Annotated in this window: 11 protein-coding genes; 4 read left to right on the top strand and 7 right to left on the bottom strand. The window is 30.7% G+C overall.

Annotated features, from left to right (window positions below; all coding sequences use genetic code 11):
• Positions 1–42: 42 nt before the first annotated feature.
• From mce to purH, 7 genes are all read right to left on the bottom strand, one after another.
• On the bottom strand, positions 43–441 hold the full coding sequence (gene mce, locus ACZ5QM_RS01405) for a methylmalonyl-CoA epimerase (protein WP_464183138.1): 399 nt from the start codon (positions 439–441) through the stop codon (positions 43–45).
• A 127-nt stretch (positions 442–568) separates the two neighbouring features.
• Entirely contained in the window at positions 569–2,017 is a 1,449-nt protein-coding gene (rodA, locus tag ACZ5QM_RS01410) for a rod shape-determining protein RodA (protein ID WP_464183139.1), read from the bottom strand.
• Entirely contained in the window at positions 1,998–3,854 is a 1,857-nt protein-coding gene (locus ACZ5QM_RS01415) for a peptidoglycan D,D-transpeptidase FtsI family protein (protein WP_464183140.1), read from the bottom strand. Before ACZ5QM_RS01415 ends, rodA begins: the two co-directional genes overlap by 20 nt.
• Positions 3,854–4,354, bottom strand: a complete 501-nt coding sequence (gene mreD, locus ACZ5QM_RS01420; protein ID WP_464183141.1) for a rod shape-determining protein MreD — start codon at positions 4,352–4,354, stop codon at positions 3,854–3,856. Before mreD ends, ACZ5QM_RS01415 begins: the two co-directional genes overlap by 1 nt.
• Positions 4,342–5,199, bottom strand: a complete 858-nt coding sequence (mreC, locus tag ACZ5QM_RS01425; protein ID WP_464183142.1) for a rod shape-determining protein MreC — start codon at positions 5,197–5,199, stop codon at positions 4,342–4,344. The genes mreD and mreC overlap by 13 nt, the downstream gene beginning before the upstream one ends.
• A complete protein-coding gene (locus tag ACZ5QM_RS01430; protein ID WP_464183143.1) occupies positions 5,200–6,216 on the bottom strand; it encodes a rod shape-determining protein in 1,017 nt (338 codons plus the stop codon).
• Between the two features lie 10 nt (positions 6,217–6,226).
• Positions 6,227–7,747 (bottom strand): bifunctional phosphoribosylaminoimidazolecarboxamide formyltransferase/IMP cyclohydrolase, encoded by a 1,521-nt coding sequence (purH, locus tag ACZ5QM_RS01435; protein WP_464203033.1) that lies wholly within the window; start codon positions 7,745–7,747, stop codon positions 6,227–6,229.
• Positions 7,748–8,667: 920 nt separating this feature from the next.
• Between purH and ACZ5QM_RS01440 the strand changes: the two genes are divergently transcribed.
• From ACZ5QM_RS01440 to serS, 4 genes are all read left to right on the top strand, one after another.
• Positions 8,668–10,863, top strand: a complete 2,196-nt coding sequence (locus ACZ5QM_RS01440; RefSeq protein ID WP_464183145.1) for a glutamine synthetase III family protein — start codon at positions 8,668–8,670, stop codon at positions 10,861–10,863.
• Between the two features lie 147 nt (positions 10,864–11,010).
• Positions 11,011–11,325 (top strand): 50S ribosomal protein L21, encoded by a 315-nt coding sequence (gene rplU, locus ACZ5QM_RS01445; protein ID WP_464183146.1) that lies wholly within the window; start codon positions 11,011–11,013, stop codon positions 11,323–11,325.
• A 17-nt stretch (positions 11,326–11,342) separates the two neighbouring features.
• Positions 11,343–11,600, top strand: coding sequence for a 50S ribosomal protein L27 (gene rpmA, locus ACZ5QM_RS01450; RefSeq protein WP_464183147.1), 258 nt, complete (start codon positions 11,343–11,345; stop codon positions 11,598–11,600).
• A gap of 571 nt (positions 11,601–12,171) precedes the next feature.
• Positions 12,172–13,443 (top strand): serine--tRNA ligase, encoded by a 1,272-nt coding sequence (gene serS / locus ACZ5QM_RS01455; RefSeq protein ID WP_464183148.1) that lies wholly within the window; start codon positions 12,172–12,174, stop codon positions 13,441–13,443.
• The last annotated feature ends 631 nt before the right edge of the window (positions 13,444–14,074 follow it).

The following is a 14,074-nucleotide window of genomic DNA, read 5'->3' on the forward strand; positions in this document are numbered from 1 at the left end:
TTAATTAGCATGAATCACAAATAAATCCATAATTTATAATTTTTATTGACATAATTCCGTTAATATATTCTTTGTTGATTTTGGATGTAAAAAAGCTATTTGCAACCCTTCAGCACCCTTACGAGGCAATTTATCTATCAATTGAACACCCTTTAATTCTATTTCAGTTAGCGCATTAGCTACATTTGGAACAACAAAAGCAATATGGTGCACCCCTTCTCCTCTTTTTTTAATAAATTTTGCAATAGGAGATTCATTAGAAGTTGATTCCAACAACTCAATTTTTATTTCTCCTACCTTAAGAAATGCAGTTTTCACTTTCTGATCTACTATTTCTTCTATACTATAACATTTCAATCCCAAGACTCCCTCATAATAAGAAAGACTTTCCTTAATACTCTTTACAGCAATTCCAATATGCTCAATGTGGGAAATATTCATAATCAAGACAATTTAATTATTAATTAACATGTTTCATAAAATACAAAATTTTTATTTTATATTCATATTAAATAGAATCTAGTTCAGTTATTTTTATAAATTTTTAAATACCAAATTTTCAATCAAATTACCTTCTTTTATTAGAGGTATCCAAACAAAGAAAAATAAATAAAAGAATTGTAAAAGACCATAAAGAAGATCCTCCATAACTAAAAAAAGGCAAAGGAATACCAATAACTGGAATAATACCAAGTACCATTCCTACATTTATGGCAAAATGAAAAAAAATAATACAAGCAACTGAATACCCATATATGCGAGCAAAATCTCGTTGTTGCTTTTCTGCTAACCATATTAAACGTATAATCAAAATTGAAAACAAAATTAAAACTGTAACAGAACCAATAAATCCCAATTCTTCCCCAAGTGTACAAAAAATAAAGTCTGTATCTTGCTCCGGTACATACTTCAACTTGGTTTGAGTTCCTTTTAAATATCCTTTACCTTTGAATCCACCAGAGCCAATAGCTATTTTAGATTGAGTTACATTATATCCGGCTCCCTTTGGTTCATCTAATACTCCCAGTGCTACTTGTATACGAAGTCTTTGATGAATCTCTAATATATTATTAAGAATGTAATTAGTAGAATATAAAAAAGAAAAAGAACCACTAGCAAATAAAGTAATCCATAAATAGATAAAAATTCTATTTTTTATAAATAAAAACAAAAAATAAAAACAAATAGAAACAAAAAAAGATAAAATGATCCAGTATATATTAAAACTTGTAAATAAAACTGTTAAAAAAGAAATAAATACAGCTCCTAAAGCAGTACAAAATAAATATTTCACGTATTTTAGTTCCCTTACATAATCATGCTTTAATAAAAAGCCTATCATACAAATAAAAATAAGTCCAATTCCTACTAATTCACCTAAAGAAACACCAGGAACTACAACAAATGAATAGCGTATAGCTAAAATAAAAAGTAAAACAACAAAAAAAATAGAAAATAATATTTTAGCTGACATTCCTTCTCGATAAGAAACTAAAAAGAAAGAAAAAAAAACTAAAGCAGAACCTGCTTCTCGTTGCAGTAAAACTAACAGAATAGGTAAAAATATTAGACCAAATAAACTTATTATATTTTGTTTTTTTGATATATCAAACTGGTGCCTACCTATTACTTTTGCTACTACTAAAGAAGTAGCAAATTTTGCAAATTCAGCTGGCTGTATCTTTACTAATCCCAAATTAAACCAAGAACGAGAACCTTTAACAGGAGTTGCCACAATGATAGTAATTACCAATAAAAATATAATAATACTATATATACCAAAGGCAAACACTTCATACCAATCCTCATCTATCATCAATAATATAAAAGCAATACACAAGGAGGATAATATCCAAATTATTTGTATACCTGCTCTACTTGAAAAATCAAACTCATTGCTATTGTATTCATAAGTAGTAGCGTAGATACAAAACCACCCTATTAATACTAATACTAAGTAGATTCCAACTATCCACCAATCTAAAGTATTCCATATACTATTTTTTTTGTACAACATGTCGTAAAATCGCTATATTTTTAATATCATTCTCTATCCACTTATCATTATTCGGAATTGTATCTTTAAGATACTTTTGGATCATCAATCTACCAAGAGGAACTGCACAAGAAGTCCCAAACCCTCCATTTTCAATAAATACAAGAATAGCTATTTTTGGATTATCCATGGGAGCAAAACCCATAAAAATAGAATGATCTCTTCCACTATTTTGAGCAGTCCCTGTTTTTCCACAAACAGCTACGTCTGGAATATTGGCTAAATTACAAGTTCCATCTGTCACTGCTAAACGCATCCCCTCCACAATTGGTATATAATAATTCGATTCTATTCCTGTATAATGAGGATATAAATACAAACTATTCAACTGAAAATTTTTCAATAATTTCTTAACAATATGAGGTGTATAATAATAACCTCTATTAGCAATAGTAGCTGCTAAATTACATATCTGAATAGGAGAAAGTGCAACCTCTCCCTGTCCAATAGCAATGGAAATAATCGAAAATACATTCCAGTGATTTCTATATGCTATATCATAATATTGACTATTGGGTATCATCCCCTTTCTTTCTCCAGGAAGATCTACTCCTAAAGGGTAACCAAAACCCTGTGCTACCATAAAATCTCGCCATTTATCTATAGCATTCTGAATAGAACCGTATTTTTTATTCTCCATCATAGCTTTTAATCCCCAACAGAAATAAGAATTACAACTTATCCCTATAGCTGAAGCTAAAGACAAAGGCGACTTATGACTATGACATGCTGGATGCCCTCTACCAGGAGTCCATCCAGCATGACAAGAATACATTGTATTAGGAGTAACGATTTTTTCCTGCAAAAGGACTAAACCTTGTGCCATCTTAAAAGTAGAACCAGGAGGATAGGTTCCATTTAAAGCTCTGTTAAATAATGGTTTATATGGATTTTGTATTAAATCAACAAAAGATTTACTAAACTGTTCCCCTACTAAAATAGAAGGGTCATAAGTTGGAGAAGAAACCATACAAAGAATCTCTCCCGTTTGAGGCTCTATCATAATAATTGTTCCTAATTTATTATGCATTAATTCCTCACCATATGCCTGTAAATTAATATCAATGGAAAGAGTCAGATCTCTCCCTCGTATTGGAATAACATCATATAAGCCATTTTCATATTTTCCTTCAATATAACCCCGAACATTACGTAACAAAATTTCAAATCCTTTCTTTCCTCTCAAATATTCTTCATAAGAATATTCAACTCCTGTTTTTCCAATATAATCCCCTACTTGATAATAGGAATTTTTAATAATATTTTGCCTATCAACTTCAGCAATATAACCCAATATATGAGATGCATAAGGATAAATATATTTTCTAATAATCTTTTTTTGAATATAAAATCCTGAAAATTTATATGTAAACTCTTGAAGAGTACTATATTCCTTATTCCCCAAATGAGTTAAAAAAACTTGCGAAGTGTAAGGAGAATAACTCGGATTTTTATATTTATCTTTTATATCTCCTAATTTTTTTCGAAAATCTTCCAGACTAATATTTATTGCTTTACAAAAAGCTATGGTGTCTAAATTATTCACTTCTTGCATAACAACTCTGAGCTCGTATACAAGTTGATTATGAACAAGTAAATTCCTTTTACGATCATAAATTAAACCTCTAGGGGGATATATTATCCGTTTCAAAAAAGCATTATTATCTGCCAAATCTTTATAATTTGGAGTAAGTATTTGCAATCTGAAAAGTTGTATAATGTAAATTAGCACAACCAAACAAACAATTATAATCATAAATACTCTACGAGTATTCAAGTGACTTTTGTTTACACTCATTACTTTTTAGTAAATAATCCGTCAAAGGTAAAAATAAGGATCATTGTGAGAATAACACTTCCTACAACACGAAAAATAAGCAACAATGGATCAAATAAAGAAAACAATTCCATCGTAAATAAAATAATTTGGTGTAATAAGGTTATTAAAAAGGAATAATAAAAAAATCTAAATTTACCAAAAGTAATTAATGAGGGACAATAATTTTCAAGTAAATTATTTGGCATAAATAATTGCAAAAGATAAAATCTTAAAAATCCAACAATTACACAAGAAAACATATTTAACCCTAATGTGTGACTAAATATATCAATAGATAATCCTATTAAAGCAGAAAGAATCAAAACAAAATTTCGGTTCATATTTCCTGCTAATTGAATAATAAAATAAATATAGGGTAATGGCATAGCATATCCAAAAAGATGTATTGTTCTTAACAAAGACACTTGTAAAAAAACAAGTAGAAAAAATAATAACGATTGCTTTATTATCGAATACATTTATCAAATAATAATTTTTGTAGATCATTTTGTTCTTTTTGGTATATGTTCTTCACAATTAACACTTCGTTCAGATTATCAAAATTGGAAAAAAGTCTTATTTTAAGAACACTGTAAACGTCATTTTGTTTCTTTTTTGAATTTGCGATAACACCTACAGGGAATCCTTCAGGAAACACCGCAGAGTATCCACTTGTAACAACGGTATCTCCTACTTTAAAAAACACGTGAGGAGAAAGTTCCATCAAAAAAGTATATTTTGGATCTTTTCCATCCCATACCAACGAGCCAAAATGATTACTATTTTTTATTTTACAACTTAATTTTAATTGAGGATTTAAAAGCGAAATAATTTCTGAAAAATGAGGTGATGTATTTACTACAATTCCTACAATTCCATTGCAGGAAATAACTCCCATATCCAACCTTATACCATTTTCATAACCTTTATTAAGAGTTATATAATTCTCCTTCCTTAGGATACTATTACAAATAACTCTAGCCGGAATAAATTGATAAACAACAGCATGTAGAGAATCTATAGCAATATTTGCTGTTTGAATAGAATTTTTTGTTAATTCTAAAATATTTCTATATTTATAAAGTTCAGTTTCTAGCTCGGAAATTTTTCTTATCAATTCGGTATTTGTAGCATTTAAACCAATATAAGATTGAAAAATATTGATAACAGAATAAAATTTTCCTAACACCTCTCTAACTAAGACGAAACACTTTCTCCGTTGGATTTGATTATTCACAACAATCAAATCCAAAGAGAAAATCAACAGCACTAAGAAAAGAACACAATGAATATTTTTTAGAATAGATCGGAATAAATTTCTCAATTACCGTATCAAGAATTTAAATTTATGAATATTCTTTAAGGCTATATTTGTTCCTCTAGCAACTGCGTGTAAAGGATCCTCAGCAATATGACAAGGAATGCTAATTTTATCATAAAGACGTCTATTTAACCCCTTTAAAAGAGCACCTCCACCAGTAAGATAAATTCCATTACGAACAATATCAGCATATAATTCAGGAGGTGTATTTTCTAACGCATTCAAAACTGCCAATTCAATTTTAGAAATTGATTTATCTAAGCAGTGAGCTATTTCTTGGTAAGAAATAGGAACTTCCATAGGAAGAGCGGTCATACGATTCGGACCAAACACAACATAATCCTCAGGAGGATCTTCCAAATTTACTAAAGCAGAACCTACATTTATCTTTATCAATTCAGCAGTACGCTCGCCAATTTTTATATTATGTTGCCTTCCCATATACTCCAAAATATCAACAGTTAAATCATCTCCTGCAAGGCGAATAGATTTATTAGATACAATACCTCCTAAAGAAATAACAGCTATTTCAGTAGTACCACCTCCTATATCCACAATCATATTTCCCTCTGCAATTTCCACATTCAACCCAATCCCAATAGCTGCAGCCATTGGTTCATAAATCATATATACATCACGACCTCCTGCATGTTCTGCAGAATCGCGAACTGCTCTAATTTCTACTTCTGTACTTCCAGAGGGAATACATATCACAACACGCATAGATGACATAAAATTGCCTCCGCAATTCGCCATTTTAATCATTCCTCTCATCATTAGCTCTGTAGCATAGAAATCAGCAATTACACCATCACGAAGTGGACGTATGGTTTTTATATTATCGTGTGTTTTTCCCTGCATTTTTTGTGCTTCAGAACCAATTGCCAAGAGTTTCCCAGTTCGTTCGTCCAAAGCAACTACTGAAGGTTCATCAACTACGATTTTACCATTATATATAATAATAGTATTCGCCGTACCTAAATCTATCGCTATCTCTTTCGTAAATGAAAACAATCCCATACAATACAAATTAATGTTTAAAATGGCGAATACCAGTAACTACCATTGCTACACCTTGTTTATTACAATATTCTATAGATAAATTATCCTTCAAAGAACCACCAGGCTGTACTACTGCCCTAATTCCTGCTTCACGAGCAATTTCCACACAATCAGAAAAAGGGAAAAAAGCATCGGAAGCCATTACTGCTCCTTCTAAATTGAAATGAAAAATATTGGCTTTTTCAATAGCTTGTTTTAAAGCATCAATACGAGAAGTTTGCCCTATTCCACTCGCACAAAGCTGTCTATTTTTCACCAGCACAATTGCATTCGACTTCGTATGTTTAACCAATTTATTAGCAAATAATAAATCTTCAATTTCTCGTACAGAAGGTACCCGAATAGTAACAGATTTCAAATCACCTTCTGTCTGAATACTTACATCTTTATCTTGTACCAATACTCCATTTAACAAAGAACGAAATTGAACAGCTATTTGATTATTTTGCTTTTGAAGCAAAATAATTCTATTCTTCTTTTGTTTCAACACTTCCAGTGCCTCACTTTCATAGGATGGGGCAATAATTATCTCAAAGAAAATTTTATTAATTTCTTCCGCTGCAAGTTTATCAATTTCTGTGTTACAAATTAACACTCCTCCAAAAGCAGAAATAGGATCACTCGCCAATGCATCCAACCAGGCTTCCCGTACAGTAAAACGAGAAGCTAACCCACAAGCATTATTATGTTTCAATATGGCAAAAGTTAATTCATCAAATTCAGCTATTAAATCAGTTGCAAAACTAATATCTAACAAATTATTATAAGAAATTTCTCTTCCATGTAATTGTTCAAAAAGGCAACTAAAATTACCATAAAAAACACCCTTTTGATGAGGATTTTCTCCATAGCGAAGTATCCTTGCATCATTGTAACTCCTCCTAAAATATGTTCCAGTATTTTTATCAAAAAAATTAAAAATAGCTATATCATATTCTGATGAAACAGCAAACGCCTCCCTAGCAAAGCACTTTCTTTCCTCTACACTGGAGTACGCTCCCTGTTTAGTAAGTATTAGACTCAAAGCATTATACTGGAATTTTGACGCAACTACAAGCACATCTTGGAAATTTTTAGCTGCTGCTCGAATAAGAGAAACTCCCCCTATATCTATTTTTTCAATAATTTCCTGTTCTTCTGCCTCAGACGCCACCGTTTCCTGAAAAGGATACATGTCTACTACAACCAAATCAATTCCCTGAATATCATATTGACGCATTTGCTCTTCATCGGTCGTATTATGACGACCAAGTATTCCACCAAATACCTTAGGATGCAAAGTCTTTACTCGACCGCCAAGTATAGAAGGATAACCCGTTAAACTTTCAACTGACCAACAAGGTAATCCCAACGATTCTATAAAAATCTGCGTTCCACCAGTAGCAAGTAATTTAACATCCTCTTTATGTAATTTTACTAAAATCTCACCCAATCCATCCTTATGATACACAGAAATAAGAGCGTTTCTAATCTTTTTAAGTGCAAACATGTTTTTCTTATTTATAAACTTGAAAAACAAAACTAAACAATAAATTTGAAAATTTATTGTTTACCAAAAAGAATATTTAAAATTTTAAGCTAGTATATCATCTTTCCACGCATATACTTGCGGTAAAAGATATTTTTAGTGCAAACTTCGCATTGGAAAATACAAAAAAATACGAATTATCATAAATACCACATGCAATTCCAATCTGGAAATAACAAAATAAACGGAAAAATTACAAATGTCAATGCCACTACAGTATTCAGAGTAGAGGCTAACTCCTATAGTCATCGTTCAAAGAGTTTACAATAGTAGAAAACAACACCTGCTAACCACCTATTCTTAATTTATAGTCAAAGAATAAGTCAATGAGAAAACAGTCTTTATATTTTAGTTATAGTGTAAATGGCTGAAATGATTACTTTCGAAAATTTATCGAAAAAAGTCCATTATAAACTACCGTATTTAGTATAGAAAAGCGAAATTGAACAACTTAAACACCAAAATTGGATATAAAAACAATTAAAAAAATATAGAATTGAAAACCAAAAAAATAGTCGGAAATATTTTTTTTTGTTTTTCCCTATAAAATTATAATTACGAATGGCTTAGTACGTAGTTTTAGTACGTAGTTATGGAGGCTGATATATATGTAGTTTTATGTAATATTGAAACTACTACGTCACTAGCCATGATAATTTTAACCCTAACGATTGAGGTTAATAAAATTTCCTTAAAAAAACTAATAGTATTAATTTCACAAAACTCATAATCATTTTTTTTATGAAATTTGAGAAGTTAAAAACTTAGTTAAATACTAACGCTTAGTTTCAAAAACCAGAAAATTGTTTTGATTTTTACTTAAAAAATTGCTACCTTTTTCGACGATTTTAGAAATCATTAATTTCCTTAATAATATATTTATGTCAAATTTAAGATTTAAAGCAATAAAAGAGGCTTTCAAAAAAAAAGCAGTGGAAGTCTCAGCTCCTTCATCGGTAATCTCCGATTATTATGGGAAATATGTATTTTCCAAAGAACAAATGGCTCAATATCTTTCTAGGGAAACCCTAAAAATGCTTACTAATGTTATTGAAAGGGGGGCAACGTTGGATCGTGATCTAGCAAATCACGTAGCTGCCGGCATGAAAAGATGGGCAATAGAGATGGGTGCCACTCATTATACACATTGGTTCCAACCTTTAACAGAAGGTACAGCTCAAAAACATGATTCGTTTATTGAATATTCAGAAGGACCTGGAAGTCATATAATAGAAGAATTTTCCGGGAAATTATTAGCACAACAAGAACCAGACGCATCCTCTTTCCCAAGTGGCGGTATTCGTAACACATTTGAGGCACGTGGTTACACAGCATGGGATCCTTCTTCCCCCGCATTTACTATAGACGATACTCTTTGTATTCCTACTGTCTTTATTTCTTACACAGGTGAAGCTTTAGACTATAAAACTCCACTATTGAAGTCTTTAAATGCAATAGATAAAGCTGCTTCTGAAGTTTGTCAATATTTTGATTCTTCTGTTAAGAAAGTGTTTTCTTATCTAGGTTGGGAACAAGAGTATTTTTTAGTAGATGAAGATTTGTATGCAACTCGTCCAGATTTAGTATTAACAGGGCGTACTTTAATGGGGCATGAATCAGCGAAAAATCAACAATTGGAAGACCATTATTTCGGATCCATTCCAACACGCGTGCAAGCTTATATGAAAGATTTGGAATTTGAAGGGTACAAATATGGTATTCCTTTAAAAACTAGGCATAACGAGGTTGCTCCTAATCAATTTGAACTGGCACCCATTTTTGGAGAAACTAACTTAGCTGTAGATCAAAACCTATTAATTATGTCTATTATGAAAAAGATTGCCCGCCGTCATGGGTTTCGTTTATTATTACACGAAAAACCGTTTGCAGGAATCAACGGTTCAGGTAAGCATAACAACTGGTCATTAGGAACAGATACAGGTGTAAGTCTTTTGATGCCAGGTAAAACTCCAGAAGAAAATTTGCAATTCATTACCTTTATAATAAACATCTTATTAGCAGTATACAGACACAATTCGTTGTTAAAAGCATCTATTATGACAGCTCAGAATGCTCATCGATTGGGAGCTAACGAAGCTCCTCCTGCTATTATCTCTGCATTTTTAGGAAGTCAAATATCAGCCGTATTAGGTAAACTAGAAAATAGTAATAGCGAAGATGTTATCGTATTAGATCCAAAACAAGGAATGAAACTAGGTATTGCAAAAATACCTGAAGTACTCTTAGATAATACAGATCGGAATCGCACTTCCCCATTTGCTTTTACTGGAAATCGATTTGAATTTCGTGCAGTAGGTTCTTCAGCTAATTGTTCTTCTGCTATGATTGTTTTAAATTCTATAGTTGCATCTCAACTTACTGAATTTAAAATGACAGTAGACGCTAAAATTTCGGAGGGTTCAACTAAACATAAAGCCATTTTTGATGTATTAAAGGCATATATTAAAGAGGCAAAACCAATTTGTTTTGATGGAAATGGCTATAGCGATGCATGGAAAATAGAAGCTAAAAAACGTGGATTGGACGACGAAACAAGTATCCCACTTATCTACGATGCCTATACAAGACCAGAATCCATTCTATTATTTGAAAACATAGGTGTTTTCTCTAAAAGAGAGTTGCATGCTCGTAATGAAGTAAAATGGGAAATTTATACCAAAAAAAATCAAATTGAGGCACGTGTATTGGGTGATTTAGTTTTAAACCATATCATTCCAGTTGCAACAAAGTATCAATCTGTTTTGCTTGATAATGTCCACAAAATTTTTCAGATTTACGAAAGAGAAAAAGCAATTAAATTGTCAGCTCATAACACAAGTATTATAGAAGAAATTTCCGAAAGAATTGCAATTATCAAATCAAAAACTATAGAACTGATCAGTGTACGTAAAAAAGCAAACACAATAGAAAACGAACGAATAAAAGCAATTGAATACCATGATAAAGTGATCCCATTTTTTAATGAAATTCGTTATCATGTAGATAAACTGGAGTTGTTGGTCGATGATGAATTGTGGACATTACCGAAGTATCGTGAATTACTTTTCATAAGATAAATTTTCATCATAGTATACAACACCTTAATAAATGTTTTTATTGTTTATTTTTTAAAATTTCTCTAGTTTGCTATTCCCAGTATAATATATTAACTTTGTATAGGTTGTTTTCTTTTCCAAGAAAAATTTATAATAAATAGAAAAGAAATGTATGCGATTGTAGAAATTCAGGGGCAACAATTTAAAGTGAAAGAAGATCAAAAGTTATATGTTCCACTCCTTAAAGGAGTGGAGGGTGTGTCTGTGACGTTCAGTAATATATTGTTAATAAACAACAATGGTTCTATTATAATAGGTGCTCCTACGATAGAAGAAGCCAAAGTAAAAGCTAGTATCTTACAACCTTTGGTAAAGGGAGATAAAATATTGGTTTTCCATAAAAAACGAAGAAAAGGGTACCGTAAATTGAATGGACATCGTCAAAAATTCTCCCAAATCTTAATTAAAAACATTTTGATTTAATTGGCAATTTTTAGGAAATGGCACATAAAAAAGGAGTTGGTAGTTCCAAAAATGGAAGAGAATCGCATAGTAAACGATTAGGTGTTAAAATCTTTGGTGGTGAAATTTGCAAGGCAGGAAATATATTGGTTCGACAAAGAGGAACTCAGCATTATCCTGGAAGTAATGTAGGAATTGGTAAAGACCATACTTTATATGCTCTTATTGATGGTAAAGTAGCTTTTAGGAAAAGACAAAATAATCGTTCCACTGTTTCAGTGGAAACAGTGGAATAGGGAATGTGTTCTATTTTTGTGAAAGAAAATACGGGCAATATATCACATAATTATAGTCTGGAAGTGTACAAAAAATTACCACTTCTTTTTGTTTGTACTGTTTATTGCACTTTCATTTCTGGAGAGCAAATAAATGGTGACATTCCTGGCTATTTTTATTATTCGTTCGGAATCTCAGATTCCCATGGAATCAAAAGTCTTAAACCTTTGTGTAAGATTTTGATTAAAAAAAAGAAGAAAAATGGGATATAAAACCAAAGTTAGTAATCTGCGGTTTCAATTGAAAAATGAAAAAAAGTTAATACAACCAACATTCTTCTAAAAGTCAGTTAGCTTACGCGTAAGCTAACTGACAATTTTATTTATGAAGTTAATTATTAGGATAATGAAAATCTGAATCGTCTAGTTAAGTTCGTCGACTTTTATGTTTCCTTCCAGCTAAGTATATAGAATTTACGTGAAATTTTCCTGTATTGATTGCCTAAAGACTTGTAAAGACATATCATCACTTAATAAAATTCAGTACAAAATCAATAAAAACCATTAAGGCATTTTAATTTGAATTAATATTATGCTTACACTTAAAATTATCACAGAAAATACACAAACAGTAATAAGTAAATTAAAAAAAAAACATTTTGATGCTAAAGATATCATTACAAAAATAATTGAAGCTGACAAAAGACGAAAATTTACTCAACAACTATTAGAAACCAACTCCCAAAAACTAAAAAAAAAATCAAAATTCATTGGGAAACTAATAAAAAAAGGGGGAAAAGAAAAAACAAACTTGCTTTGTAAGCAAATTGCTTCTATAAAAGAAGCAATTAAACAATTAAAATTTGAAATTAAAGGAGCAAATAATCAAATAGTTGAATTACTTTATCAAATTCCAAATCTTCCCTCAGACCGAGTTCCAATAGGCAAATATTCAAAAGACAATGTAATTGAAAAAAGTGGTGGACAAATCCCTTTTTTGCCTATAAATGCTTTATCTCATTGGGAATTGGCAAAGAAATACAATTTAATTGATTTTGAATTAGGTGTTAAAATTACTGGTAGTGGATTCCCAGTTTATAAACAAAAAGGAGCTAGACTACAAAGAGCTCTAATCAATTTCTTCCTGGATAATGCTCGTGAAGCCGATTATATAGAAATCCAACCTCCTTATCTAGTAAATACAAGTTCTGCATACGGAACAGGACAACTACCTGATAAAGAGGGACAAATGTATTATTATGAAATGGATGAGCTATATCTAATTCCAACAGCTGAAATTCCAGTGACAAATATTTATCGAGATATAATTTTGAATGAAAAGGACTTACCGATTAAAAATACAGCCTATTCTGCTTGTTTTCGTCGAGAATCTGGTTCTTATGGAAAAAATGTACGTGGTTTAAATCGTTTACATCAGTTTGACAAAGTGGAAATTGTTCGTATTGATACGTCAGAGCATTCCTATGAGTCTTTACAAGAAATGGTAGACTATGTACAGAATTTAATAGAAAAATTAGAATTACCATGGCGTATTTTACGCCTTTGTGGAGGAGATATGAGCTTTACTTCTGCTTTAACCTTTGATTTTGAAGTATATTCAGCAGCACAAAAACAATGGCTGGAAGTTAGTTCAATTTCTAATTTTGAAAGTTATCAAGCCAACAGACTAAAATGCCGTTATCGTGGAAAAGATAAAAAAATACATTTATGTCACACGTTAAATGGGAGTGCTTTAGCATTGCCAAGAATAGTTGCTGCTTTGATAGAAAATAACCAAACATCGGAGGGTATTCGAATTCCAAAAATACTAATTCCCTATACACAGTTTGATCTAATTTATTAAAAAACCAATGCATTCGAATTTTCATGCAAAACAACTAATCCTTCATTAATAATTTGATTTTGCGATCATCGAAATAGTCTTCTAGAGAGGGCAGAAAAAACAATAAAACTAAAATCAAATATATTAGTCGATGAAAGTGAACTTCTTCTTAAATATTAACAGATGACAATCCAAATCATAATCTTCTAAACTTAGTAATAGTAATAAAATAAATGATAAAAAACTCAAACGTTACACTATAATACCTAATGATTCTCTCCCTATATAGTAATTTTTTCAAAAAATATTAGATAAATCACTTGTAAAATTTTAATTTTCCATTTCAGTAAATTTAAACAAATTAAGATCTACTCTCCAAAAATTAATCAGTTGATTTCCTTCGCAGTAGTATTGTACAATAATTTACGTTTATAGTACCTATTAATAGTTTGCAATTATTTAAAAGAGGAAAAAGCCAAATTCAATTCATTACTCATTCCAATTTGTATCTTATTAATTACAAATTCACAACTTAATACGAAAAGATAGAGAAAACCTTATCCAAAAGAAGATGTACCTTTGCATTTTTTTTTAATTTTAAAATAAAAAAATACTTACTTAAAAAACAGACTCAATATAATCTCAACTAATC

It is taken from the genome of Azobacteroides sp. (SeqCode), from assembly GCF_055395615.1.

Coding starts and splice junctions, on each gene's coding strand:
- mce (WP_464183138.1), bottom strand. CDS start 441: ATGAATATTTCCCACATTGAGCATATTGGAATTGCTGTAAAGAGTATT.
- rodA (WP_464183139.1), bottom strand. CDS start 2,017: ATGTTGTACAAAAAAAATAGTATATGGAATACTTTAGATTGGTGGATA.
- ACZ5QM_RS01415 (WP_464183140.1), bottom strand. CDS start 3,854: ATGAGTGTAAACAAAAGTCACTTGAATACTCGTAGAGTATTTATGATT.
- mreD (WP_464183141.1), bottom strand. CDS start 4,354: ATGTATTCGATAATAAAGCAATCGTTATTATTTTTTCTACTTGTTTTT.
- ACZ5QM_RS01430 (WP_464183143.1), bottom strand. CDS start 6,216: ATGGGATTGTTTTCATTTACGAAAGAGATAGCGATAGATTTAGGTACG.
- purH (WP_464203033.1), bottom strand. CDS start 7,747: ATGTTTGCACTTAAAAAGATTAGAAACGCTCTTATTTCTGTGTATCAT.
- ACZ5QM_RS01440 (WP_464183145.1), top strand. CDS start 8,668: ATGTCAAATTTAAGATTTAAAGCAATAAAAGAGGCTTTCAAAAAAAAA.
- rplU (WP_464183146.1), top strand. CDS start 11,011: ATGTATGCGATTGTAGAAATTCAGGGGCAACAATTTAAAGTGAAAGAA.
- rpmA (WP_464183147.1), top strand. CDS start 11,343: ATGGCACATAAAAAAGGAGTTGGTAGTTCCAAAAATGGAAGAGAATCG.
- serS (WP_464183148.1), top strand. CDS start 12,172: ATGCTTACACTTAAAATTATCACAGAAAATACACAAACAGTAATAAGT.